At 72.3% G+C, this 22,933-nt stretch carries 23 protein-coding genes; 12 read left to right on the forward strand and 11 right to left on the reverse strand.

The window, feature by feature from the left end:
- Positions 1-113 precede the first annotated feature (113 nt).
- Together ABEA93_RS17305 and ABEA93_RS17310 are read right to left on the reverse strand one after the other, a co-directional pair.
- The gene (locus ABEA93_RS17305) at positions 114-608 is read right to left on the reverse strand and encodes a chaplin (protein ID WP_345676461.1); all 495 of its coding nucleotides are present in this window, start codon (positions 606-608) and stop codon (positions 114-116) included.
- Between the two features lie 128 nt (positions 609-736).
- Positions 737-1,606 carry a helix-turn-helix domain-containing protein gene (locus tag ABEA93_RS17310; RefSeq protein WP_345676462.1) on the reverse strand — a complete coding sequence of 290 codons (870 nt, stop codon included), beginning with the start codon at positions 1,604-1,606 and terminating at the stop codon, positions 737-739.
- Positions 1,607-1,754: 148 nt separating this feature from the next.
- Between ABEA93_RS17310 and ABEA93_RS17315 the strand changes: the two genes are divergently transcribed.
- Both ABEA93_RS17315 and ABEA93_RS17320 read left to right on the forward strand, forming a co-directional pair.
- Positions 1,755-2,369: an NADPH-dependent FMN reductase gene (locus ABEA93_RS17315; RefSeq protein WP_345676463.1), complete on the forward strand. Its 615-nt coding sequence runs from the start codon at positions 1,755-1,757 to the stop codon at positions 2,367-2,369.
- 26 nt (positions 2,370-2,395) lie between these two features.
- Complete coding sequence (locus ABEA93_RS17320) at positions 2,396-2,734, forward strand: hypothetical protein (protein WP_345676464.1); 339 nt, start codon at positions 2,396-2,398, stop codon at positions 2,732-2,734.
- Here the strand turns inward: ABEA93_RS17320 and ABEA93_RS17325 are convergent.
- The 3 genes from ABEA93_RS17325 to ABEA93_RS17335 all read right to left on the reverse strand — a co-directional run bounded on the left by ABEA93_RS17325 (position 2,703) and on the right by ABEA93_RS17335 (position 4,653).
- The gene (locus tag ABEA93_RS17325) at positions 2,703-3,176 is read right to left on the reverse strand and encodes a DUF4440 domain-containing protein (protein ID WP_345676465.1); all 474 of its coding nucleotides are present in this window, start codon (positions 3,174-3,176) and stop codon (positions 2,703-2,705) included. The genes ABEA93_RS17320 and ABEA93_RS17325 overlap by 32 nt on opposite strands.
- 35 nt (positions 3,177-3,211) lie before the next feature.
- Entirely contained in the window at positions 3,212-3,712 is a 501-nt protein-coding gene (locus ABEA93_RS17330) for a hypothetical protein (protein ID WP_345676466.1), read from the reverse strand.
- 92 nt (positions 3,713-3,804) lie between these two features.
- A complete protein-coding gene (locus tag ABEA93_RS17335) occupies positions 3,805-4,653 on the reverse strand; it encodes a hypothetical protein (RefSeq protein ID WP_345676467.1) in 849 nt (282 codons plus the stop codon).
- 287 nt (positions 4,654-4,940) lie between these two features.
- Between ABEA93_RS17335 and ABEA93_RS17340 the strand changes: the two genes are divergently transcribed.
- Positions 4,941-5,951 carry a cytochrome c oxidase assembly protein gene (locus ABEA93_RS17340; protein ID WP_345676468.1) on the forward strand — a complete coding sequence of 337 codons (1,011 nt, stop codon included), beginning with the start codon at positions 4,941-4,943 and terminating at the stop codon, positions 5,949-5,951.
- A 327-nt stretch (positions 5,952-6,278) separates the two neighbouring features.
- Here the strand turns inward: ABEA93_RS17340 and ABEA93_RS17345 are convergent, their stop codons facing one another.
- Positions 6,279-8,138, reverse strand: coding sequence for an ABC transporter ATP-binding protein (locus ABEA93_RS17345; protein WP_345676469.1), 1,860 nt, complete (start codon positions 8,136-8,138; stop codon positions 6,279-6,281).
- A gap of 215 nt (positions 8,139-8,353) precedes the next feature.
- On the opposite strand from ABEA93_RS17345, the gene ABEA93_RS17350 reads away from it, so the two are divergent.
- The gene (locus ABEA93_RS17350) at positions 8,354-8,656 is read left to right on the forward strand and encodes a hypothetical protein (protein WP_345676470.1); all 303 of its coding nucleotides are present in this window, start codon (positions 8,354-8,356) and stop codon (positions 8,654-8,656) included.
- On the opposite strand, the gene ABEA93_RS17355 is transcribed toward ABEA93_RS17350, so the two are convergent.
- Positions 8,636-9,040, reverse strand: a complete 405-nt coding sequence (locus tag ABEA93_RS17355) for a hypothetical protein (RefSeq protein ID WP_345676471.1) — start codon at positions 9,038-9,040, stop codon at positions 8,636-8,638. The two genes, ABEA93_RS17350 and ABEA93_RS17355, sit on opposite strands and share 21 nt — an antisense overlap.
- 425 nt (positions 9,041-9,465) lie before the next feature.
- Here ABEA93_RS17355 and ABEA93_RS17360 point away from each other — a divergent pair, with 425 nt between their 5' ends.
- Positions 9,466-11,100 carry an ABC-F family ATP-binding cassette domain-containing protein gene (locus tag ABEA93_RS17360; protein ID WP_345676472.1) on the forward strand — a complete coding sequence of 545 codons (1,635 nt, stop codon included), beginning with the start codon at positions 9,466-9,468 and terminating at the stop codon, positions 11,098-11,100.
- 40 nt (positions 11,101-11,140) lie between these two features.
- Here ABEA93_RS17360 and pspAB read toward each other — a convergent pair whose 3' ends face one another.
- From pspAB to ABEA93_RS17375, 3 genes are all read right to left on the reverse strand, one after another.
- The gene (pspAB, locus tag ABEA93_RS17365; RefSeq protein ID WP_345676473.1) at positions 11,141-11,746 is read right to left on the reverse strand and encodes a PspA-associated protein PspAB; all 606 of its coding nucleotides are present in this window, start codon (positions 11,744-11,746) and stop codon (positions 11,141-11,143) included.
- A gap of 68 nt (positions 11,747-11,814) precedes the next feature.
- Positions 11,815-12,720, reverse strand: coding sequence for a zinc metalloprotease HtpX (htpX, locus tag ABEA93_RS17370; protein WP_345676474.1), 906 nt, complete (start codon positions 12,718-12,720; stop codon positions 11,815-11,817).
- A gap of 124 nt (positions 12,721-12,844) precedes the next feature.
- Positions 12,845-13,576, reverse strand: coding sequence for a DUF4232 domain-containing protein (locus ABEA93_RS17375; RefSeq protein WP_345676475.1), 732 nt, complete (start codon positions 13,574-13,576; stop codon positions 12,845-12,847).
- A 227-nt stretch (positions 13,577-13,803) separates the two neighbouring features.
- On the opposite strand from ABEA93_RS17375, the gene ABEA93_RS17380 reads away from it, so the two are divergent.
- Positions 13,804-14,247, forward strand: a complete 444-nt coding sequence (locus ABEA93_RS17380; RefSeq protein ID WP_345676476.1) for a hypothetical protein — start codon at positions 13,804-13,806, stop codon at positions 14,245-14,247.
- Positions 14,248-14,412: 165 nt separating this feature from the next.
- On the opposite strand, the gene ABEA93_RS17385 is transcribed toward ABEA93_RS17380, so the two are convergent.
- Positions 14,413-17,934, reverse strand: coding sequence for an ATP-binding protein (locus tag ABEA93_RS17385; RefSeq protein ID WP_345676477.1), 3,522 nt, complete (start codon positions 17,932-17,934; stop codon positions 14,413-14,415).
- Positions 17,935-18,140: 206 nt separating this feature from the next.
- On the opposite strand from ABEA93_RS17385, the gene ABEA93_RS17390 reads away from it, so the two are divergent.
- The 6 genes from ABEA93_RS17390 (at position 18,141) to yidD (ending at position 22,880) form a co-directional block, all read left to right on the forward strand.
- Positions 18,141-18,842, forward strand: coding sequence for a hemerythrin domain-containing protein (locus ABEA93_RS17390; RefSeq protein WP_345676478.1), 702 nt, complete (start codon positions 18,141-18,143; stop codon positions 18,840-18,842).
- Positions 18,843-18,986: 144 nt separating this feature from the next.
- On the forward strand, positions 18,987-19,646 hold the full coding sequence (gene leuE / locus ABEA93_RS17395; RefSeq protein WP_345676479.1) for a leucine efflux protein LeuE: 660 nt from the start codon (positions 18,987-18,989) through the stop codon (positions 19,644-19,646).
- An 89-nt stretch (positions 19,647-19,735) separates the two neighbouring features.
- Positions 19,736-20,395, forward strand: coding sequence for a ClpP family protease (locus tag ABEA93_RS17400; protein WP_345676481.1), 660 nt, complete (start codon positions 19,736-19,738; stop codon positions 20,393-20,395).
- Complete coding sequence (locus ABEA93_RS17405; protein ID WP_345676482.1) at positions 20,392-20,979, forward strand: ClpP family protease; 588 nt, start codon at positions 20,392-20,394, stop codon at positions 20,977-20,979. Before ABEA93_RS17400 ends, ABEA93_RS17405 begins: the two co-directional genes overlap by 4 nt.
- A 652-nt stretch (positions 20,980-21,631) precedes the next feature.
- Positions 21,632-22,084 carry a helix-turn-helix domain-containing protein gene (locus tag ABEA93_RS17410; RefSeq protein WP_345676483.1) on the forward strand — a complete coding sequence of 151 codons (453 nt, stop codon included), beginning with the start codon at positions 21,632-21,634 and terminating at the stop codon, positions 22,082-22,084.
- 298 nt (positions 22,085-22,382) lie between these two features.
- The gene (yidD, locus tag ABEA93_RS17415) at positions 22,383-22,880 is read left to right on the forward strand and encodes a membrane protein insertion efficiency factor YidD (RefSeq protein ID WP_345676484.1); all 498 of its coding nucleotides are present in this window, start codon (positions 22,383-22,385) and stop codon (positions 22,878-22,880) included.
- The last annotated feature ends 53 nt before the right edge of the window (positions 22,881-22,933 follow it).

The following is a 22,933-nucleotide window of genomic DNA, read 5'->3' on the forward strand; positions in this document are numbered from 1 at the left end:
CACGCTGTTTGCGGCGGCGCGGTGCTTCCCCGCGCGTCGGAACGCCGGGCATGCCGGACGGGGCGGCGGCGGGCTGGGGCCGCCGCCGCCCCGTCCGGCGGAATGCGGCAGCGTCAGTGGCTGCGACGCATGCGGCGGTAGAGCAGGCCGCCGCCGAGGAGGAGCGCGGCGCCGCCCCCGGCCACCGGGAGCATCGACGAACTGCCGGTCTCCGCCAGGTGCGGGCCCTTGGCCGGAGCCCCGGTGGCGGGCGGCGTCGTCGGGTGGCTCGCCGTCGGCGACACGCTGGTCGGCGGTGCCGTCGGAGGCTGCGTGGTCGGCGGAGGCGTCCGCGGCTTCGGCGTGTGCGTGGGGGCTTCCGCGGGCGCGCCGTTGGCGCAGCTGTTGCCGAACGCCGGGTTCAGCACGCCCACCACACTGACGCTGTTGCCGCAGATGTTCACCGGTGCGTTGATCGGCACCGACACCGCATTGCCCGAACCCACCCCGGACGAGTTCGACGCGGCACCGTCGGCGCCGCTGTCCGCGAAGGCCACCCCGCCGGCCGCGCCGAACGCGCCGGTCGCCGCAAGCGCGACCAGCAGCCCCTTCTTCGCAAGCTGTTGCATGGAGTTCTACGCCCGTCCCTTCGTGTGCGTGCGGGACGTGGTTCCCGCGTAAGCACTAACGCCGCAGGACGGGTTAAGTCACTCGAATCCGCAGTTTCACCGAGGAGTTGGGGCATAAAAGATGTTCGTCACACTGCGCGCCGGGTATTTCCCACCGCGTGCAAGGCCCCTGGGCGCCGTCCGGCCAGGCGGTCGAGCGCTGCCGCCGACGCGTCGTCGGCGGGCAAGTACACGGTGAGTTGCTGGTCGTCGTCCGCCGGCAGGTCGAGCGTCTCATAGGAGAGACGCAACTCGGCCGCTTCCGGATGCACGAGTCGCACGATTCCGTTCGACCGCGGCAATCCCGGCACGCGGGCGACGCGTTCCGCGAACTCCGCGCCGCACAGCAGCGTCAGCTCGTCCATCAGCGCCGCCACCTGCGGATCGGCCTGGCCGGGGCCCTGCTTCAGCGCGGCCACCTGCTCGTCGGCGACCCGCTCCCAGTCCGGATACGCCTCGCGCGCCCGCGGGTCCGTGAACACGAACCGGGTGAGATTCGGGCGGCCGCCCTCCAGCAGCCCGATCGGCTCGGCGATCCGCGCGAACACGTCGGTGTGCGCGAGGACCTCGCCGAGCCGGTTCACCAGCACCGCCGGCGCGGGCTCCAGCCGGTCGAGCAGCGCCCGCACGGTCGGCCGCACGACCCGGTTCGGCCGCGGCCCGCCCTGGCAGGTGAACCCGGGCTCGGCGCCCTTGGCGAGCCGGTGCAGGTGCACGCGCTCGCCGGTGGTCAGCCGCAGCGCGTCCGCCAGTGCGGACAGCACCTGCGCCGACGGGTGCCGGTCGCGGCCCTGCTCCAGACGCGTCACGTACTCGACGCTGACCCCGGCCAGCGTGGCCAGTTCGGCGCGGCGCAGCCCGGGCGTCCGGCGGCGCGCCCCGGCGGGCAGCCCGACTTCGGCCGGCGTGACCGCTTCGCGGCGCAGGCGCAGGAACAGTCCCAGTTCGTTCTCGCTCACGGATCGAACGTAACACCGGGTCCGGCGCCCATCGTGGCCCCGGTACTACCACCCTTCACGCGGTCTCCCTCGGCCTTCCGGAGCCCGGCAATCTGGTGATCGCCGCCAGGGGGCGGCAGCCACCGGAATTCTCGTAGGGAGTACACCCATGTCCCGTGAAACCCAGCCCAAGCTCAAGCTCGCCGTCGTCACCGGCAGCGTCCGGGAGGGCCGGTTCGGCCCGGTCGTCGCCAGGTGGTTCCGCGAACAAGCGCTGCGGCACAACGAGTTCGAGATCGACACGATCGACCTCGCGGACTACGGCATCCCGCTCGAACTGCCGTCCGTACCTCCGGCGATGCAGCCGGACATGACGCGCCCGGACGGCATGGCGGAGCTGACCCGGCGCCTGGCCGACGCGGACGCGTACGTCATCGTGACGCCGGACTACAACCGCAGCTTCCCCGCCGCGCTCAAGGCCGCGATCGACTGGCACTTCACCGAATGGCAGGCCAAGCCGATCGCGTTCGTCGGCTACAGCGGTGCGAGCGGCGGCCTGCTGGCCATCGAGCAACTCCGCCAGGTCTTCAACGAACTGCACGCGCACACCGTCCGCGAGTACGTGTCGTTCCCGCGCTACTACCTGCTCTTCGGCCAGGACGGCGCCCTGCTGGAGCCCGCCGAGCACGAGGCTTCCGCGAAGACCATGCTCGACCAATTGCTGTGGTGGGGGACCGTCCTCCGCGACGGCCGGAACGCCCTCCCGTACGGTGCGGCGCGGTAGGCGCGTTGCCGACGTAGGGTCGGGCCATGAGCGATGCCGTGGCATTGACCGCGATCTTCGGGGGAATTGCCGCATTCCTGGTGGGGTGTGCGGCATTGGCGCGGCATGTCCGCGGCCGCGGGCCGCAAGGCAGCGCGGCCCGGGCGGCGCTGGCCTCGTGGGAGGAGGCCTACCGGATCACGTCGCGCGAGGCGTATGTGGAGGTCCAGGAGCAGTCGCGGCGCAAGCTGCCGATGCTGTCGCCGGACCGGCATTGGCCGCCGCTCGCCCTGGCCGGGGAGGCCCGGCGGACGGCCGCCGTCCGTCCGCGGGCGCGGCGCGGGCGGTGGGGGATCAGGCTTCGTCGAACCAGGCGAACGCGCTGATCCGCCAGCCGTCCGGGGTGCGGACGTACTGGATCGTCTTGGTGCCGCCGCCCTCGTAGGGCGTGCCGTCGAGCAGGCCCGACTTGCGGTACTCCAGGAACCGCGTGGCCAGATCGCCGACGACCTCGGTGCGCGCCGACGTCTCCCATTCGGAGAACACCACCAGCCGCCCTTCGGACAGCAGCTTCTCGCGCGGCCCGACGAACTCGTCGACGCTCAGCGCCGTGAACTCCGGGCGCGTGATGACGACTACGCCCTTCGGCAGCATCAGGCGGCGCACCCGGGCGACGTCGGCGGGCTTGCCGCCGCGGTTGTCGAACGCGCCGAAGAAGTCGGCGGTGAGGGCGTCGAGTGCGGCGATGTCCGGGGCGATGTCCGGGGCGGTGTCCGGGATCGTGCTGGGGGCGGCGTCCGGGTTGGAGCTCGGGTTGGAGTTCGGCATGCGGGCGACTCTAAGCCGTGTCCGGCCGCCGCGGCTCAGCCCGGGAGGAGGATCCCCGCCGTGGTCGCTTCGATCGTCCGGCTGATGGTCTTGTTGTAGGCGCCGCCGACGAGGCGTCGGCCCTGGTGCCGGAGGTAACGCCCGTAATGGGCATCGACCAGGACCGATTCGCCGATGGCGGCGAACCGGCGCGGGGGCATGCGTTCGGCGACGATGTGCCGCATCTCGTCGTCGGTGGCGGGCACGACGAGGAAGGCCGGTGCCAGGACTCCGGTTTGGAGGCCCAGTGGGAGTCCGGGTTTGTGCTTGGACGCATAGTGCAGCACGGCATGGGTGTACGCGGCCGTGTCCGCGTACTGCGGATGCGTCGCCTGTCCGATGGCGGTGAAGACGTGCATGGACGTCAACGTCGGCCAGTGCATGACCCGCTTGTGGCCCATGTAGGTGGGCGTCGGGCCTATCTGCACCTGCTGGACGGTGAACCCGGTCTCGTGCAGCCGGGCGGCCAGGTGGCCGACGGTCTCCTCGGGCGTCACGGCAACTCCTCGGCGTCGACGACGTGGCGGCGCCTCATGCTGCCGGCCCGGCGGGCCGCCGGCCTACCCGGCCTCGTCCTGGGTCCGACCGGCTACCAGAGTTCGTCGATGTACGCGTCGGTGCCCACGATCGTCGGAATGAACGGTGCGGCGAGTGCGACCGTCGCCAGCCCCGACGCGGTCAGTGCCTCGGCGAAGGCGGTGTAGCGGTCCCAGCAGTCCAGCGGATCGCTCTCGACGAAGTGCAGGTGCAGGCTGCGTCGTTCGTCGGCGGCCTGCGGACCCGGGACGAAGTCCGGCTTCGTCTCGTCGAGTTGCACGGTGTCCCAGGACGAGACCGAGGCGATCGGCGAGCTGGCCAGCCAGCCGGGCAGGTAGTCCTCGAACCACGCCTCCAACTGCTCGGCGCCGACGCCGGGTGCGCGCTCGACCCACAGGGCGACCATGCCCGCGTAGCGGCGGTCGAGGGCGAGTTCGACCGGCACCGGGTCGGGGTCGCGGTAGGCGCGCCAGATGTGGCGGTAGGCGCCGGTGTTGTAGTGCGTGCGGGGCCCGAAGCCGCGGTCGGCGGCGTACAGGGCGTGGACCTGCGGGGTCGCCCAGTCGAGCCAGTTGTCGTACTCGCCGTCGAGGATGTAGTAGACGCAGCCGTACGAGGCCTGGTCGCGGGTGAAACCGAGCGCGGGCTTGTCGGGGAGCCGGGCGTCCTTGTGCCGACGGGTGGCGACCCAACGGCTGCCGGCGACGGTGGACGCGCCGATCATGCAGCCCGCGTAGTAGTGGTCGCGCTCGTACCAGCGGTTGTACGCGAACTCGTGCCCGCGGTGCGGATCGGTCAGCACCCACAGCAGGGCGCCGACCCGGATCGGTTCGTCGGCTTGGCGGTACAGACGGCCGGGTTCGAAGGCGAGCGGGGCGGCATAGCGGTCTTCGGCGGGCACAGGGCCTCCTCGGTCCGGTGGCGGCGGTGCTCGGCGACGCTAGCTTGACGGGCTGTCGGGTTCAAGGTCGATCATTCGGATATTCGAATCTTCGGGACGGGATTTGGAACGATAGGTGATTCTGTGCCCCGGTCGCGGGAGAGGGGCGGCGCGATTGTGACCCACGCCGCAGCCGCGGCCGCGCAACGCCATCGGATGGTCAAGAGTTGCTGTCGTTCTGCCCCGGACTTCGTCGGAGGGGCGCGATCCGGCCGGGAGGAGGGAAAAACCGGGCGTACCGTCGGCGCGTGTCCGCGTACGACGTGCCCCCTTTCACCCCGGTCCGAGTCCTCACCGAGTGGACGTTCGACCCGCTGACCGCCGTCCTGGTGGTCGGCCTCGGCGTGGCGTACCTGGCCGGCGTGCGGAAACTGCGCGCCCGCGGGGAAGCCTGGCCGCGGACCCGCACGGTGCACTTCATCGGACTGGGACTGGGCACGTGGCCGTTGGCCACGATGTCGTGCCTTGGGGTGTACGGGGACGTGCTGTTCTGGGCGCGGGCGGTGCAGAACATGCTGCTGCTCATGGTCGTGCCGCTGTTCTTGGCGGAAGGCGCGCCGCTGACCCTGCTGCGCGCGTTCATGCCCGGATCGGCGGCGGCCCGGCTCGGCCGGATCCGCCGCGGCAAGGTCGCGGCGGCCCTGACGTTCCCGCTGCTGCCGTCGGCGGTGTTCGTGCTGACCCCGTTCGTGCTCTACCTGACGGGCTGGTACCCGGCGACGCTGCACGGCGGCCTTGCCCCGCACCTGACCCGGCTGCTGCTCGTGGCGATCGGGAGCGTGTACTTCTGGACGCGCGTGCAGGTCGACCCGGTGCCGCGCCGCTATCCCCACTTGGTGTCGATGTGGCTGACCTTCGCCGAGGTGATCTTCGACGGTGCACTCGGTCTGTACGTGATGCTCGGCCACCAGGAGATCGCCTGGGACCACTACCAGGCGGTCCGCCCGTGGGGCCCGTCGCCGCACCAGGACCAGGTCTGGGGCGGCGGCGCGCTGTGGTTCACCGGCGACCTGGCGGGGCTGCCGTTCCTGGCCATCCTGCTGGTCCGCATGGTCCGCGAAGACGAACGCCGCGCCCACCGCATCGACCGCGAACTCGACGCCCAAGCCGCCGCCCGCAAAGCGGAATCCGCCGCGGCCCGCGCGGAAGCGGGCTTGGCCCCCGCGGACCCGGCGAACGAGGGCCCGGAGATGATGCGCCCGTGGTGGGAGACGGACCCGCGCTTCGCGGGTCGCTACGGGCCGGTGTCGGAGGGGTGAGGGGGAGCCGGCGACGGGATCGTGCGCCGACCGGCCCGGTCGGCAGCGGGCCGCGTCCCGCTCCAGCCGTGCGGTGAGTTCGGGCGACGGGTTCAGCAGCACGGTGTTGAACGCACCCGGGCGCGGCGATGTCTGACCCGTCACCGCGCCGCCGCCCGGCTCCCGCGTCCTGCGCCGGCCGCCTCGCCCCACCCCGGCCGGCGGGCGGGCACGCCGACTTCGGCTCCCGCCGCGCACGCGCCCGGCCGTCGGCGCCGTCGCGGCGCGCTCCCGATGCGTCGGCCGAGCCCCACCGCGCCGCCCGTCCCACTCCCGCCCCCGTCGGCCCTACCGCCGCATCCCCGGCAGATCCACCTCCCCCTCGACGGTCTTCTCCGCGTCCGTCTCCCCTTCCTCGTCCAGGAAGCCGCCCGACTGGTGGTGCCACAGCTTGGCGTAGGTGCCGTCGTGGGCGAGGAGTTCCGTGTGGCTGCCCTGCTCGACGATGGTGCCCTGGTCGAGGACGACCAGGCGGTCCATGTTGGCGACCGTGCTGAGGCGGTGGGCGATGACGAAGGCGGTGCGGTCCTGCATCAGGTGCCACAGGGCATCCTGGACGAGGGTTTCGCTCTCCGAGTCGAGGGCGCTGGTCGCCTCGTCGAGCAGGAGGATCGGGGCGTCGCGGAGGATCGCCCGGGCCAGGGCCACGCGTTGGCGTTGGCCGCCGGAAAGCTTGACGCCGCGTTCGCCGACCAGGGTGTCGAAGCCCTCCGGCAGGGTGTCGGCGAACTCCGTGACGTGGGCCGCCTCGGCGGCCTGCCGGATCTCCTTCTCGGTGGCGTCGGGGCGGGCGAAGGCGATGTTCTCGCGCAGCGTCCGGTGGAACATCGCCGGGTCCTGCGGGACGTACGCGAACAGGCTCCGCAGGTCCGCCTGCCGCAGTGCGGTGATGTCCTGGCCGCCGATCAGGATCCGGCCCTGGTCCACGTCCATGAACCGGAGCAGCAGGCGGGTCAGCGTGCTCTTCCCGCCGCCGGAGCGCCCGACCAGGCCCAGCTTCGTGCCGCTCGGCACGTCGAGGTCCAGGCCGCGGAACAGCGGCGGCGCGCCCGCGTAGCCGAATGTCACGTCGCAGAACCGCACGTCCGCGCCGGTGTTGCGCAGCGGTTCCGGGGCCGGCGGGTCCACGACCGTGGGCGATTCCAGGAGCAGTTCGGTGAACTGCGCGGCCTCGGTCAGCGAGCTTTCCAGCCGCCGGTAGACCTGGTTGAAGTCGAACATGATGCGCGTCGCGTTGCCGAAGTACGTGAACGCCACGATCGTCCCCTGCACGCCGAGCCCCCCGGCCCACACGACCGCGACCAGCAGCCCGAGCGAGTTGGTGAGCACGGACATCGGCGCGATGATCGTGTCGATCCGCAGGTTGCTGTAGTCCCACGACCGCAGCGCGAGCCGACGGCTGTCCGCGACCCGCGAGCGGTGCTCGGCGGCTTCCTTCTCCTGCGCGCCGAACGCCCGGACGGTGTCCATGTTGGACAGGCTGTCCGCGACGTGTCCGGACACCAGGGCATACGCCGCCTCGCGCGCGTCGACCAGCTTCTGCCGGCGCCGGATCAGCGGCGCGACGACGAACCCGGTCAGGGCGATCATCCCGACGAGGACGACCACCAGGATCGGGTTGTAGATCCCCAGCACCACGGACGCGAAGACCAGCGGCACGATGTTCGCGACCACGGAGAACGACAGCGTGTCGATGAACTCCTCGTACCGCGACGCGAAGCCGAGCACCCGCTTGGTGAGCGAGCCCGCGTAGTTGCCGTGGAAGAACGCCGCGTCCTTGGCCAGCAGCGCGTCCATGCCGACGAGGTTCAACTGCTCGATGCCGCGCGCGTCCGCGCGGTTGAGGCAGTGCACGCCGATCCGCCAGATGCCCTCGGCGAGCAGGCACACGGCGAAGTAGCCGAGCACGTAACCGAGTACGGCGGTGGAGCCGGCGGCGATGTGACCGATGGCCGCGGCGACGAGCAGCGGGCCGACGTAGAACAGCAGGATGTTGCCCAGCGCGGGCAGCAGCAGCGCGGGGAACGAGAAGCGGCGGCTGCGGAGTATCTCGCGGCCGTAGAACTGTAAGGCGAGCTTCACGGACGTCTTGTGGCGTGCCGGGTTCGGCGACTCGGAGCCGGCTTCCCCGGGTGCGGGCGCAGGCATGGATCCCCCCTTGTGCGGTGGGTTCGTTGGCGGTGGATCCATGCTGCCGCAGCGGTTGGACGGGACGCGATTGATTAATGCCCGAGATTGAGCCAAGTGGGTGATGGCTGGAAGAAGTTCCTTGGTGGGGACTGGTGTTGGGAGTCTGTCGACGGTCAAGGAGATCGTCGACGCGCTCGCGGTCAACCCCGACACCGTGGCCCATCCGGTTCCCGGTGATCGGACCGGCCCCGGCGGCGGCCGCGCTGCCGGCTTTCGCCCTCGCGGTCGCCGCCGGGGCGCGGCTCAAGCGCACCCTGGCCGCGGTCGGCGTCGCGCCGGCCGGGTCGCTCGCCGTGACCCCGGCCTGCGGCCAGTGGCTCGCGTCGTTCCGGTCCGGGCCCGCCGACGGCGGCTCGTTCTGGCTGGGCGAGGCCGCCTACACCGGGATTCCGGTAGCCGTCGCGGCCCCGGCACTGGTCGCGGGCTGGTTCGGCACCCGGGCCCGCGGCGCGGCCTTACGTCTTGGCCGGTCCTGACGGCCCCGATTCCGGCGGAGGAGGCGGTGGTGCGTCGCCCGGCGGCGGTTGATCGGCCGCCTCGTCGCGCTGGCGCGGCGGGGCGGTCCGGGCCTCCGCCGCGTCGCGGCGTTGGCTCGCCCGCCATTCGGTGGACGACCCGATCTGCGCGTAGTGGGTGTGCCGGCGCCGGAGCGCGGCTCCCGCGCCCATCAGGCCGAGCGCCAGCATCAAGATCAGGGCCAGCGCGAGCCCGGCGATGAAGATCGCGACCCCGTTCAGCGTCGCAATGTGGTTGCCGAACATCGACACCGAGTACTCGGGCGTGCCGGACCAGTTCTCCGTGATGAGCAGCGCGGTGAACGCACTGGTTGCCATCAGCAGCAGGAGTCCCAGCAGCAACATCGGAAGACCTCCTCGGAGCGGAAGTTCCCCCGTTGTCCGCCTGCCCGGTTCCGCCGCCGGCTAACACGCGAGGGTCTTCGGCCGACCCGAGCCCGGCCCGAGCCCGGCCCGAGCCCGACCCGAGCCCGGCCCGAGCCCGGCCCCGGACGACCGCCGGCCCGCCCGGGGCCGCCGCGGCACGACCGGCCGCCGGCCGGGAATCCGGGTGACCCGATGCCCGCATGCCGTTAAGATCGCCGGAACACCAGTGTGAGGAGACCGAACGTGGCGGGTGACGACGACATCTCCGGGTGAGACCCGGAGCTGACGGCCGTCGGCGGATGCGCAGGAGCATCGCCGTGGCCATTTCGTCGTTCCTTTTTGCCGCCCGGTTTCCGGGGCCGTAGGCCGATGCCCGCCCCGCCGCACACCCGAGGTTCTTTGCGATGTCCGACGCTTCCGTCATCTGCTCCGCTCTGTCGTTCTCGTGGCCCGACGACACCCCCGTCTTCACCGACCTGTCCTTCACCATCGGCGGCGGCCGCACCGGCCTGGTGGCTCCCAACGGGGCCGGCAAGAGCACGCTGCTCCGGCTGATCGCCGGGGAACTGCGGCCCACCGCCGGATCCGTGCAGGTCGTCGGCACCCTCGGCTACCTCCCGCAGGACCTCCCGCTCACCGCCGGCCGCACGGTCGCCGAAGTCCTCGGCGTCGACGCGGTCATCCGCGCGATCGACGCTGTCGAATCCGGCGACGTGGCGGACGAGCACTTCGCGGCCATCGGCGACGACTGGGACATCGAGGACCGCACCCGCGCCGAACTCGACCGCCTCGGCCTTGGCCACCTCGCGCTCGACCGCGTCCTCGGCACGCTCAGCGGCGGCCAGATCGTCTCCCTCGGCCTTGCCGCCCAACTCCTCAAGCGCCCCGACGTGCTGCTCCTCGACGAGCCCACGAACAACCTCGACACGGACGCCCGGCACAAGCTGTACGACGTCCTCTCGGTCTGGAACGGCTGCCTCGTCGTGGTCAGCCACGACCGCGCCCTCCTCGACCGCATGGACCGCATCGCCGAACTCGACCGCGGCGAACTCCGTCTCTACGGAGGCAACTTCACCGCATACGAAGAAGCCGTGCAGATCGCCCAGGAAGCCGCGGAGAAGAACGTCCGCAACGCCGAACAGGAACTCAAGCGCGAGAAACGCGAAATGCAGCAGGCCCGCGAACGCGCCGAACGCCGCGCGAGCAACGCCGCCCGCAACCTCAAGAACGCCGGCCTGCCGCGCATCTTCGCCGGAAACATGAAGCGCGGCGCCCAGGAAGCCGCGGGCCGTGCCGGGCAGATGCACGGCAGCCGGGTCGGCGAAGCCCAGGCCCGCCTCGACGAAGCCGGCCGCGCCCTCCGCGACGACCAGCGGATCACCCTCGACCTGCCGGACACCGAGGTCCCGTCCGGCCGCACCGTCTTCCTCGGCGAAGGCCTCCAGGTCCGGCACCACGGCCGACCGCTGTTCGCGGGCAACGGCGCCGACCTGGCGATCCGCGGCCCGGAACGCATCGCCCTGACCGGGCCCAACGGCGTCGGCAAAACCACCCTGCTGCGCCTGGTGCACGGCGACCTCGCGGCCGACGACGGCACGGTCAAGCGCGCCGACGGCCGGATCGCGTACCTGTCCCAGCGCCTCGACCTGCTCGACGCCGACCGCACCGTCGCCGAGAACTTCGCCGCGTTCGCGCCCGACCGGACCGACGCGGACCGGATGAACCTGCTCGCCCGCTTCCTCTTCCGCGGCGCCCGCGCCCACCTCCCGGTCGGCGTGCTGTCCGGCGGCGAGCGGCTGCGCGCCACCCTGGCCTGCGTGCTCTGCGCCGAACCGGCACCGCAGCTCCTGCTGCTCGACGAGCCCACCAACAACCTCGACCTGGTCAGCGTCGGCCAGCTGGAAGGCGCCCTCGCGTCCTACCGCGGCGCGTTCGTCGTGGTCAGCCACGACGAACGCTTCCTCACCGCCATCGGCGTCGACCGCTGGCTGCGGCTGGCCGACGGCGAGGTCCGCGAGGTGGCCGCGCCGGAGGTGTGAGCCGGGTGGCGCGCGCCCGGCCCGGACACGGCCGAGAGGCCTACATCCCGGGCGCGCGCCACACCGGGAACCATCGGGACAGGTCCGTCTCGATCCGCAGGTCGTCGGCCAGCGCCGCCTTCACCTGCAATTCCAAGGCGTTGTCCCGCTTGTCGCCGGGCAGCGGCGCGAACGGATAAAAGGTGCCGCGCTTGTAGAGGTACACCAGCGCCAGCGCCCGGTCGCGCGCGTCCCGGAACGCGATCAGGGAGCACAGCAGCTGCGGGCCGAACCCGGTCTCCTCGAGCCCGGCGTTCACCGCGTGCAGGTCGTTGACCAGGGCGGCGACGTCGTCGGGCGGGCGGCGCAGGACCAGCCAGGAGTAGCCGTAGCCGTCCCGGCGGAGGTCGACCGGGGGAGCCTCCGGGGCGTCGTCGCCGAGGCCGTCCGGATCCGGCAGGCGCGCGTCCAGCAGGGCGCGCACGTCCTCCACCACGTTCCGGAACGCCTCGCCCTCGGTGCTGGAGAAGCACACCGCGGCATCGCCGGTCGGCACGAACCCGGCCGCCGCCTCCAACGTGATCGCCGCCGACGGCAGCCCGAACAGCCGGTCCAGATCCGGCTTGACCTGCTTGGTCCGCCCCAACACCGTGTCCCAGAAAGCCACCGGCCACCTCGCGAGTTCCGTCGCCTACATCGCCTACATCGCCTACGTCGTGTGCATCGCTGGGGGCATCAGACGCCCTTGCCCAGCCGTTCCGAGATCTCCGCGAGCGCCGCCAGCCGCTTCTCCAGGCTCGGATGCGTGGACAGGAGGTTCGACAGCGTGGTCCCGGCGCTGAGCGCGGGTGTGAAGAAGAACGCGTTGAACGCCTGCGCGGTCCGCAGATCCTCCGTCGGGATCCGCGCCATCTCGCCGCTGACCTTGGTCAACGCGGACGCCAGCGCGGACGGCTTCGCGGTCAGCGTCGCCGCCGCCCGGTCCGCGGCCAGCTCGCGGTAGCGGGACAGGGCTCGGATGAGCAGGAAACTGATCGCGTACACGGCCGCCGAGATACCCATCACCATCGCGAACAGCACGGCCGTGTTCTGGTCGCGCCGTCCGCGCCCGCCGAACAACTGCGAGTAGAACGCGAACCGGACCATCAGCCCGGCGATGACGCCCAGGAAGGACGCGATGGTGATCACCGCGACGTCCCGGTGCGCGACATGCGACAGCTCGTGTGCGAGGACGCCTTCCATCTCCTCGGTGTCGAGCCGCCGCTGCAGGCCCCGGGTCACGCACACCACCGCGTGATTGGCGTTCCGCCCGGTCGCAAACGCGTTCGGCAGATCCATGTTCGACACCGCGACCTGCGGTTTCGGCATGTCGGCCGCGGCGCACAGCCGGTCGATCACCCCGTGCAGCTCCGGTTCCTCTTCCGGGGAAACGATCCGGCCGTGCATGGCGTACATCGCGATGCGGTCGGAGAACCAGAACTGCGCGACCAGCAGCGCGGCCACCACCAGGACGATCAGCACGACGGATCGGAGCAGCACGATCAGTGCCGCGATGAACCCGACATACAGCAGGCCCAGCAGAAACATCGTGAGCAGCATGCGACCGGTCAGCCCCCGGTCCGGCGCGAACCGACTGCGCATCGCCATCACCTCGGGATCGGATGTCCTGATCCCATGGTGCGCGCCCGGAGGGCAAAACGGGCCTCCCGGGCGCGCGGGATTTCGGCACGCTGTGCGTCGGTGCCGTCACCCCGGGTGGCCGGGGTCAGGACTGCTCGGGCATGCTCGCCTTCGCGGCCGATGCGGCGGCGTCCGCGATGCTGTCGCGGTACATGCCGAGCTTGGGATCGGCGATGCGCGTCCCCGCGGGCAGTGGGAAGTTGAGCGTGTCGGCGGCGGGCATGTTGGCCGGGTCGGCGAGGACGTCGACCTCGTCGATGCCGGCCGCCGTGCCGGTGGCGGCGTTGCCCGGGTTGAGGTCGAGCACCGCGTAGGCGCTCTTGCCGACGCGCAGCGCGTGCAGCGGGCCGCCCATGCCGTCCGGCACCTTCGGCTTGACGATCTTGCCGTTGCCGGCGTCCTTCTTGCTGTCGAGTTCGACGTACGGGATCAGCGACAGGCCGCACGCCTTCGTGCTGGTGTTCTGCACCCGGATCACCCGCTGGGTGGGCGCCTCGGGTCGCGGCTCCAACGTGATGGAGACCTGTTCCTTGGTGCACGGGTGGTCGAGGGCGTACGAGTCCGAGTCGGCCGCGCCGCCGCCGGGCACCGCGCCGCCCGCCGGCTTCGAGGCCGCGCCCGCCGACGTGGATGCGCCGCCGCCCGGCTGCCCGGACCCGTCGGCCGCGGAGGGCGCCGCCGGGGACGCCGCGGGCGAGGACGCCGAGGGCGAATCGGCGGTGGACTTCGCCGAATCGTCGGAATTGCAGGCGGTCAGCGCGAACAGCGCACTTGCCGCGAGACATGCCGAAAGCGGCACGGAGCGGTGGAACGGCATGCGGGATCACCTTCGTGGGGGACGTTGCGGTGACGATCACCGATCAGGACAACCGGAACGCCCGTTCGGTTCCGCCCCGCGGCCCGGCGCCGCCTCCGCCGTGGGGTCCGGCCCGAGGCCCGCACGAAAAACCTGATGCGCATCCCTCACCTTCGTGCTGCGGTCCTCCCTAGACTCCCGGGGGTCCATTCGGAATCTTGCGGAAGGGAAGAAAGGTTTTGACTGCGTTGCGTACGCATCGGCACGGAGGCCAGGGGCACCAGGGACGGGTCCGCTGGGCGGCCCTTCTGACGAGTGTGGTCTTCGGGTTCGCGGTGCTCGGCACCGGCGCCGCTGCCGCGGCTCCCGCCGAGAGCACGGCGGTTGCCGCATCGGCTGTGTCGCCGGGGGGTGCCGCACCGGCATCGGCTGCACAGGCCGCGGGAGCGTCCGACCAGCTCAAGGCCGGGGGCGCCAAGTCGAACGTGTCGAACTCCGACACGGTCAAGTCGGAGACCAAGTCCGACAAGGACAAGGCGGGCAAGAGCAAATCGGACAAGAGCAAGAAGAAGAAAAAGAAGAAGAAGTCCTGGTTCAAGAAGCTGGGGATCTTCGCGGTCCTGCTGGTCATCGTGCTGATCGTGGTGGTCGTGGGGGTGATCTGGCTGATCGTCCGGGCGGTCAGGAACTGAAGCAGTTCCGACGGTAACGATCGGGTCGGCCCGTAGGCAGGTGGGCCGACCGGCCAAGCGGTCGGCCGGGGAAGCGGATATCCCGCTTCCCGGCCGGCCGTTTGTGCGTCACGGCTTGACGGGGAGACGGCGTGACGGTTCGTCGGAGTGGCCGTCGTGACCGCCTCAGACGACCGGCGCGCTGCCGAGTGAGGTCTCCCAACGCGCCGCAATCACCGCGGCGTTCGCCCGGTGTTCGGCGGCCGCGTCGGTGCGGCCGAGGAGATCGGCGAGGTCCGCGAGCGTGGCCGCGACCGGGCGCATCGCCAGCGTGAAGCCGGAGGACGGAGGAGGGGCGTCGCGGTACGGCAGGAGGATGTCGTACAGCTCCGCGGCGCCGTCGGTGTGCCCGATCGCGGTCATCGCGGTCGCCCGGAAGGTGGCGAACATCCGGAACAGGAAGTCCGTTTGGATCGGCCCGGCGATGCGGAGCAGTGCGCGGGCCTCGTCGGTGTGGCCGGCGGCAGCCAGGCACGCGGTCAGCAGGTCGTTGACGAACGGGCCGTACTGGGAATGGAGTTCGCGGGCACGCGGTAGGACGTCCGCGAGGCGGCCTTGGCCCGCGGCGATCGCCGCGAGGGCGAGGTCCAGGAACCCCTCGGCGTGCGGGGAGCCTTGCCGGGCCATGCCCGCCGACGCTTCCCGGTAGAGCGCTTCGGCTTCGTCGAGCCGCCCGGCGATGTGCGCGAGGGTGGCCTGCGCACAGTCGGCCACCGCGGTCGGGCCCGGCATGCGGTGCGCCCGGGCCAGGTCGGCGCACGCGTCGACCAGCCGCCGGGCTTCCGGCACGTCGCCGAGGACGGCGACGGCGGACGCCTGTTCGAACAGGCCGTACCACAGGTGCACGGGCAGGTCGTGGTCGGTGGCGAGCGTGACGAGGTCCGCGGAGAGCCGGAGTTGCTCGTCGGCTTCGCGGTCGACGTCGTGTTCGCGCAGAATCGCGGCCAGGGCCTGGGCGTGGAGCGAGGCATCGGCCAAGTCGGCGGCGAGCGCCAGCGCTTCGCGGGCGGCGGCGCGCACCGTGGGGTCGCGGAGGTCGGAGAGTTCGGCGGCGTACGCGAGGAGGAGCCGGCAGCGGACCTCGGGTCCGGGAGCCGCCGCGGAGTCGTCGAGCAGGCGGCGCAGTTGGGCGAGGACGGGGGTGTCGACCATGCCGTACGGGCGGGTCTGCCACGGCGTGGGCTCGGTCCACGCCGTGAAGGCCGCGATGAGCAGGTCGTCGCGTCCGGCGGTGAGCGCGTGGTCGATCGCGGCGTGGCGGGTGGCGCGGGCGGCCATGATGGCGCCCGCGCGGAGCTGGGCTTGGAGCAGGCGGCCGAGGAGGTCGGAGCGCTGGTCGGGTGTGCCGCCGGTGCCGGGCTGTCGGTCGAACGCGGCCAAGGCGTGGGCGAGTTGGGAAGCCGCGACGTCGTACGCGTAGCGGCTTTCGGCGAGTGCGGCGGCGCGCAGGCAGTAGTCCAGCGCGCGGGCCGCGGTCGAGGGAGTGGCGGCACGCGCGAAGTGGTGGGCGAGCGCGGTGACGTCGGACGAGCCGAACGCTTCGAGGCTCGCCGCGATGCGGGCGTGCATACGGGCCGCCCGCAGGCGGCTCACGTCGGCGAGCAGCGTGTCGCGGACCAGCGCGTGGACGAACCGGACGCGCCCGGGTGCGGGTTCGGTGAGCAGCCCGGCGATGATCCCGGCTTCGAGGGCGGCGAGCACGGCGTCTTCGTCGACGTCGGCGGCATCCGCGACCACGTCGACGTCGGACTCCCGGCCGACCGCCGCCGCGAGCCGCAGGACCGCGACGGCCTGATCCGGCAGCCGGGCGAGGCGGCGGCGGAGCACGTCCCGGACCCCGTCGGGAACATCGGACAGAGCGACGAGCGCGCCTTCGCCGACCAGCAGTTGCGCGCTCTCGCGGACATAGAACGGGTTGCCGCCGGTGCGTTCGGCCAACGCGGCGACGGTCGCCGCGTCGACGGGCGGGGCTCCGGCGGCCCGCACGATCTCGGCGACGGTGCCCGCCACGGCCTCGGCCGGGAGCCCGGGGAGCGCGACGCGGAGCGGGGACGTGCGGGCGAGCGCGGCGAGGGCGTCCGCGAGGCGGGCGTCGGCCTCGTCGGGGCGGTACGCGGCGACGACCAAGAGCCGGGTGCCGGAGGGAAGTTCGGTGAGTGTGGTGAGGAGCGCGAGGGTTTCCGCGTCGGCCCAGTGCAGGTCGTCGAGGAAGAGCGCCACCGGGCGTCGGTCCGCGGCGGCGGTGAGCCAGGCAAGCACGGCGCGGTGGAGGTGGAAGCGGCCGGCGGGGGCGTCGTTGTGGTGGATGCCGGCCGAGGGAGTGGAGTGGGCCGCGGTGTGGACCTCGGCTGGGGCTTCCGCCGGGGCTTTGCCGGCAGCGTCGGCGTCGGTCTCGCCGAGCAGGGGCGCGAGGATCGGGGCCAGTTGGGCGGGCGGAGGAGATACGGCGGCGATGGTCTGGAGCGCCTCGACCCACGGCCATGCCGGAGGAGCACCTTCGGCGTCGGTGGTTCGGCCGACGGCCACGAGCCAGTCGGGGTCCGCTTCGTCCGTGGCCAGGTGCGCGCCGAGTCGGCGGAGCAGGGCGGACTTGCCGAGGCCGGCCTCCCCGGTGAGGAGAGCGAAGCCGGGGCCCGCGACGAGGGCGCGGTCGGCAGCCGCGGCGAAGTTCCGGAGTTCGGTGTCGCGGCCCAGGAAGGCGGCCGGGGGAGAGGCCTGGGGTGTCCGGTCGGGAGCGGCCGGCGGTTCGGGGCTGTTGCGGACGGCGTGGGGCACGGCGGATTCGGTGGCCGGCGCGCGACTGCCGGATCCGGGGGTGCCGTTCCGTGGCGGCCGGGTGGCGGGACGCTCCGGACCCGCGGCACGCCCCGCCGACGTGGCGGTGCGCAGCACCTCCGCGTCCTGCGTCAGCACGGCCTCCTCCAGCGCCACCAACGCGGGCCCCGGGTCCAATCCGACCTCGTCCGCGAGCACCGCACGGGCGCGGCGCAGCGTCGCCAGCGCGTCCGCCTGGCGGCCCGCCGCCCACAGCGCCAGCGCGTGCAGCCGCCAGCCTTCCTCCCGCAACGGCTCGTCCCGGGTGAGGATCTCCGCGTCGGCGACGGACAGCGCGGCGTCGCCCCCGCGCAGCTGCGCGGCCACCCGCAACTCGCGGGCCACGACCCGCAGCTCGGCGAGCCGCAGGACCTCGGCCGCGGCCCACGGATCGTCGGCGAACTCCGCGTACGCCGGTCCCTGCCACAGTTCCAGCGCCTCGGTGAGCTGCCGCTGCGCCGCGTGCGGGTCGGTTTCGTGTGCGGCGCGGGCTTCGTCGAGCAGACGTTCGAAGCGCCACGCGTCGACGGCGCCGTCGGGGAGGTGGAGGGCATACCCGGGCGGCGAGCTGACCAGCAGCTTGGCCGGGGTGCGCGGGGCGCGTCCGGGTTCGAGCAGACGGCGCAGATTGGACACGTACGCCTGAAGCGACGTCACCGCCTGTGCGGGCGCGGCCTCTTGCCACAGATCGTCGACGAGCCGGTCGACCGACACGACCTGCCCGCGCGCCGCGATGAGCCGCGCGAGCACGGCGCGCTGACGCCGGCCGCCGAGCGGTACGGCTTCCCCGTCCCGCTCCGCGGCGCAGGACCCGAGCACGCGTATGCAGATCATCGTGCGGTCATGCTACGCAGCGGGAGCGGTGCGGCCGGTGCCGGCTGCGTTCCGTGGACGTGTGCGCCGTGGACTCGCCCGCGCTCCGGACGGACAGGTGCTGCATGGGTCTCGTGGCCCGGTTTCCGGGCGTGTCCGAGCAACCAAGTCCGCACTCCAAGCCGCTTCCAAGTCCCTTCCATGCGCCCCCGGCCAAGCTTCATGCCATGGAAAACACCAACGCCGCCAAGGCGCAGCAGACCACCACCGCCAACGACACCACCGCCACCATCGACACCCACGGGATGACCGTCATCCACCGCGGACTCCGCCGCGAATCGCGCCTCCTCGCCCAACTGGTCTCCGAGGTCGCCCCCGGCGACACCGCCCGCGCCGCGGTCCTGGCCGCCCACCTGCGCGACTACCTGATGGGCCTGCACAACCACCACCACGGCGAAGACGAGCACCTGTGGCCCGCGCTGCTGTCCCGCGTCGACTTGGAGACCGACCTCGTGCTGCGCATGGAGGCGCAGCACGAGCGGATCGCCGCGTCGATGACGCGCGCCGAGGCCGCACTGCCGGCCTGGGAGTCGGGTGCCGGCGAGGACGCCCGCGACGCCCTCGTGGCCGCGCTGGTCGACCACCGCGCCGTCCTCGTCGAACACCTGGACGAGGAAGAGACCGAACTCCTGCCCCTCGCCGCCCGCCTCGTCACCCAGCGCGAGTGGGACGCCATGGGCGAGCACTTCCAGAACGCCACGCCCAAGCCCAAGTTGCTCCTGTTCCTCGGCATCACCCTCGAGGAGGCCACCCCCGAAGAGCGCGCGGCCATGCTCGGCGGCCTGCCGTGGTTCGCCCGGGGCCTCTGGTACGCGATCGGGCGGCCGCAGTACACGCGGCACATGCGCGCGGTTCGTGGTGCGGCTTGAGCGTGGAGGAGACCGGGTGGGAGGTCGGCCGCATCGTCGGCCTTGTCCGCCTGCGGACCAACCGCACCTCCTCCCCGGAGTACGGCTCCGGGCCGTGGCCACCGGCTCTTCCGCGTGTCCGGCGCGCATGCGACACTCCGGCCCATGCTCGGTGTCGTCGACCTGCCCACCTACCTCGTGGGCCTTGTGCTGATCATCCTGCTCCCGGGGCCGAACTCGCTGTATGTGCTGTCGGTCGCCGCCCGCCGCGGCGTGCGGTCCGGCTACACCGCCGCCGCGGGCGTGTGGTGCGGCGACACGGTGCTGATGACGCTGTCCGCAGCGGGTGCGGCGTCGCTGCTCAAGGCCAACGACGTGCTGTTCTCGATCGTCAAGTACACGGGTGCGGGCTACCTGAGCTGGCTGGCCTTCGGCATGCTGCGGGCGGCGTGGGGAATGTGGCGGACGCGGCGGGAGCGGCTGGAGGAAGCGGCGTCGGCGTCTCCGGAAGCGGTGGACGCGGCGGAGCGGCCCTTCCGGCGGGCGTTCGTGATCAGCCTGGTCAATCCCAAGGCGATCCTGTTCTTCGTCGCGTTCTTCGTGCAGTTCGTCGACCCCGGGTACGCGTATCCGGCGTTCTCGTTCGTCGTGCTGGGGGCGTTCGCGCAGCTGGCCAGTGCGCTGTACCTCAGCCTGCTGATCTTCAGCGGCACGAAGCTCGCCGCGGCCTTCCGGCGCCGCCGGCAGATGTCGGCGTGTGCGACGTCGGCGGTCGGGGCGCTGTTCCTGGGCTTCGCGGTGAAGCTGTCGCTGGCCGGCGCCTGACGCCGTCCGGCGGTCGCGCTGCTGTGAGCGGATCTGCCGAGGGCAGATCTGCTTGAGCCGTGTTTCCGCCGCGGCGCAGGGTGGAGGGCATGAGCGACGACTCGAAAGCCCCGCTGTTCCATCCGCAAGCGCGGCGCGAACTGTACGCGCAGCGCGTCCTCGTCCTCGACGGCCCGCTCGACGACGACAACGGCACGCTGCTGGCGACCCAGCTGATCACGCTGGCGGCCGAGGACCCGAGCGCCGACATCGCGCTGTGGATCCACTCCCCGGGCGGTTCGGTCCCGGCGATGCTGGCGATCCGCGACACGATGCGGCTGGTGCCGTGCGACGTGTCCACGCTGGTGCTGGGGATCGCCTACAGCGCCGGTCAGTTCCTGCTGTCCTCCGGAACCCCCGGCAAGCGCCGGGCCATGCCGCACGCCCGGGTGCTCATGCACCAGGGCTCCGCGGGCATCGCCGGGACCGCCGTCGACATCGAACTCCAGGCCAACGACCTGCGGCACACCCGCGACACCGTCCTCGGCCTGATCGCCGAAGACACCGGCCAGCCCATCGACCGCGTCTTCGAAGACTCGCTGCACGACCGGTGGTACACCGCCCGGGAAGCCCTCGAGTACGGCTTCGTCGACGGCATCGTCGAGTCGTTCGCGGAGATCGCCCCGCGCGGCTCGCGGCGCATCGGACCGGACGCGGGATTCCAGGCAGTTCAGCCGACCGAGGCGCCCCAGGCAGGAGCAGCACGATGAGCACGTACACGATCCCGAACGTCATCACCCGCAACTCGCGCGGCGAGCGCATCATGGACGTCTACTCGCACCTGCTCGCCGAGCGCGTCATCTACCTCGGCACGGGCATCGACGCGGGCGTCGCCAACGCGCTGGTCGCACAACTGCTGTTCCTGGAAGCCGACAACCACGAGCAGGACATCCAGTTCTACATCAACTGCGAGGGCGGCGACCCGAGCGCGATGCTGGCTGTGTACGACACGATGCGCTACGTCCGCTCCGAGATCGCCACCACCTGCGTCGGCCAAGCCGTCGCCGTCGGCGCGGTCCTCCTCGCCGCCGGCGCCCCCGGCAAGCGCGCCATCCTCCCGCACGCCCGGGTGGTCCTCCACCAGCCGGCCGCCCAGGGCCGCGGCGCGATCCCGGACCTGATCCTCCAAGCCGACGAGGTCGTCCGGGTGCGGTCCGACATCGAGAACATCCTGTCCCGACACACCGGCCAGACCACGGCGGACCTCCGCGCGGACACGGACCACGACCGGGTGTTCACGGCGGCGGGGGCGAAGGACTACGGGTTGGTGGATGTGGTGATCGAGGAGAGGTGAGGGGCCGGCCGCGGGGGGAGACGGGTTGTCCAGGGCGGCGCGGGAGCGGTGGCAGGATGACGGCTTCGACTGCCCCGAGAGGCCGCCCTGGTGCCCACCCCCGCCGACTACCTCGCCCTTGCGCAAACGGAGAGGGACGGCTCTGCCCTCCGGGGTCTCGCGCGGAGCCCGTACCCCTTCGTCTGGCAGGCCTTGGCCACCAACCCCCACACGCCGCCCGCCGTCCTCGTCGACTTGAGCAAAGCCCGCGACAGCGCCTGGAACGACAACCGGCTGCTTCGCCTCCTGGCGGAACACCCTTCCGCGAACGCCCGCATTCTTCGCGTCGTCCTCGATGCCGTGGCAGCGAAGCTCGAAGAGGGCGAACGGCCCTACGCAGCCGCGCCGGCACTCGCCGGCCGCCCGGAACTCGCACCGGAGGAGGTGGCAAGACTCGGGACGCTTCGGGGGCCTCCGCCCGCCTTCGCCGCGGGCCGGCCTTGCGGCTCGACACCCGCACCGAGTCGCCCGCGGATCACACTCGTGCGGCACCGGTCACGTGAACGAATCCACCTGCGTGCACGCCGACGTCCACGTCGCAAGTCGGCGGCGGGGGATTCTGCTGCAGGCGGATAAGCGGTGGTGGGGGGCGTAGCGCGGCCTAGCATGAGGCATGGCCGACTTCGCCGCAGACATCGCCACCGCGCCCGAGACGGTTGCAGCCGAGCAGGCTGTGCCGGACAAGGCCGTCCCGCGCGCGCCCGTTGCCGACCCCCGCCCGGCCGCCGCGCCGAGATTCCCCACCCGGGTCATCCGCCCCGCCGCGCCCGCGCGGGAGCCGCTGTGGCGGCACGCGCTCGGCGAGCAGTTCCGTGCGCTGCGCCACCAGCGCGGCGAGACGCTCGCGGAGACCGCGGCGCGCGCCGGGGTGTCGCCGCAGTACCTCTCCGAGGTGGAACGCGGCATCAAGGAGCCGTCGAGCGAGATGATCGCCGCGGTCGGCGGCGCCCTCGGCGTCGGCCTGGTCGACCTCACCCTCGCGGTGGCCGACCGCGTCCGCCGGACTTACCCGACGGCTCAGGCCGGCGCCGCGGTGGGCCGGACGGCGTTCGCGCTGGCGGTCTGACGCCCGCACGCGGCACCCGACGGGCGGCAACCCGGCAACCAAGCCGCGCGGCCGCGGTTTCCGACGCACCCCGTCGGAGCCGCGGCCTCGGCGCGCCGACACCGGCAAGCCGTCCCGCCGTACCCCCAAGCCCATCCCCGCCCGCCGCTGCTTCACCCCGGCGAACCGATTCCCCGGATCTCGCGTGTACCTCCACGGGGCCGTTCCGGGTGGCGCGGCCGGGGGTGTGACTGGCACGTGGTCCCCTGCGCAGCAGCCGGTGCGCGGGGTGGGCACGTGCCTGGGTAAGGGGGCAGGGATGGCGTTTCCGAGCGGGAATCCGTTCGCCGAAGGGGCCGAAGCCGCCGAGGAGGCGGGTGGCGAGGTTCCCGGCCAGGGGCTGCGGGATATTGCGGACGGCGCGGACGGTGGGCTTGACATCGCCGAATCGCTCGACTCGTCGGGCGCCTGCGACAGCTGCAACGGCGGTTGCGACGGCTGTGGTGACGGGTGTGACGGCGGCAGTTGCGACTGTCTCACCGCGATGACGTGGCGGCTCGCCGTGATCGCCGTGGTGTGTCTGCTGGCACCGCGGCGGCGGGGGGTGCGCGACCGGTTGCTGCGGGCGGTGCACCGGTATCGCGCCGAGGTCAGTCCGAAGCGGCCACCGTGCTGCCGCTACACGCCGACCTGTTCGACGTACGCCGTCGCCGCGCTGGAACGTCACGGCGCCGCCAAGGGCACCTACCTGACGGCCCGCCGCCTGCGCAGTTGCCGCCCGGGCGGGAAGCGCGGCCACGACCCGGTGCCCGAGTAGCCGCGTCCCTTCAGCTCGCACCGCCTTCCGGCTACAGTCCCCGCCGGAGGTGC

Origin of the sequence: Yinghuangia aomiensis, assembly GCF_039542225.1 — a bacterium.
Lineage (GTDB): Bacteria > Actinomycetota > Actinomycetes > Streptomycetales > Streptomycetaceae > Yinghuangia > Yinghuangia aomiensis.

Coding starts and splice junctions, on each gene's coding strand:
- ABEA93_RS17305 (WP_345676461.1), bottom strand. CDS start 608: ATGCAACAGCTTGCGAAGAAGGGGCTGCTGGTCGCGCTTGCGGCGACC.
- ABEA93_RS17315 (WP_345676463.1), top strand. CDS start 1,755: ATGTCCCGTGAAACCCAGCCCAAGCTCAAGCTCGCCGTCGTCACCGGC.
- ABEA93_RS17320 (WP_345676464.1), top strand. CDS start 2,396: ATGAGCGATGCCGTGGCATTGACCGCGATCTTCGGGGGAATTGCCGCA.
- ABEA93_RS17325 (WP_345676465.1), bottom strand. CDS start 3,176: ATGCCGAACTCCAACCCGAGCTCCAACCCGGACGCCGCCCCCAGCACG.
- ABEA93_RS17345 (WP_345676469.1), bottom strand. CDS start 8,138: ATGCCTGCGCCCGCACCCGGGGAAGCCGGCTCCGAGTCGCCGAACCCG.
- ABEA93_RS17355 (WP_345676471.1), bottom strand. CDS start 9,040: ATGTTGCTGCTGGGACTCCTGCTGCTGATGGCAACCAGTGCGTTCACC.
- ABEA93_RS17360 (WP_345676472.1), top strand. CDS start 9,466: ATGTCCGACGCTTCCGTCATCTGCTCCGCTCTGTCGTTCTCGTGGCCC.
- htpX (WP_345676474.1), bottom strand. CDS start 12,720: ATGCGCAGTCGGTTCGCGCCGGACCGGGGGCTGACCGGTCGCATGCTG.
- ABEA93_RS17375 (WP_345676475.1), bottom strand. CDS start 13,576: ATGCCGTTCCACCGCTCCGTGCCGCTTTCGGCATGTCTCGCGGCAAGT.
- ABEA93_RS17385 (WP_345676477.1), bottom strand. CDS start 17,934: ATGATCTGCATACGCGTGCTCGGGTCCTGCGCCGCGGAGCGGGACGGG.
- ABEA93_RS17390 (WP_345676478.1), top strand. CDS start 18,141: ATGGAAAACACCAACGCCGCCAAGGCGCAGCAGACCACCACCGCCAAC.
- leuE (WP_345676479.1), top strand. CDS start 18,987: ATGCTCGGTGTCGTCGACCTGCCCACCTACCTCGTGGGCCTTGTGCTG.
- ABEA93_RS17400 (WP_345676481.1), top strand. CDS start 19,736: ATGAGCGACGACTCGAAAGCCCCGCTGTTCCATCCGCAAGCGCGGCGC.
- ABEA93_RS17405 (WP_345676482.1), top strand. CDS start 20,392: ATGAGCACGTACACGATCCCGAACGTCATCACCCGCAACTCGCGCGGC.
- ABEA93_RS17410 (WP_345676483.1), top strand. CDS start 21,632: ATGGCCGACTTCGCCGCAGACATCGCCACCGCGCCCGAGACGGTTGCA.
- yidD (WP_345676484.1), top strand. CDS start 22,383: ATGGCGTTTCCGAGCGGGAATCCGTTCGCCGAAGGGGCCGAAGCCGCC.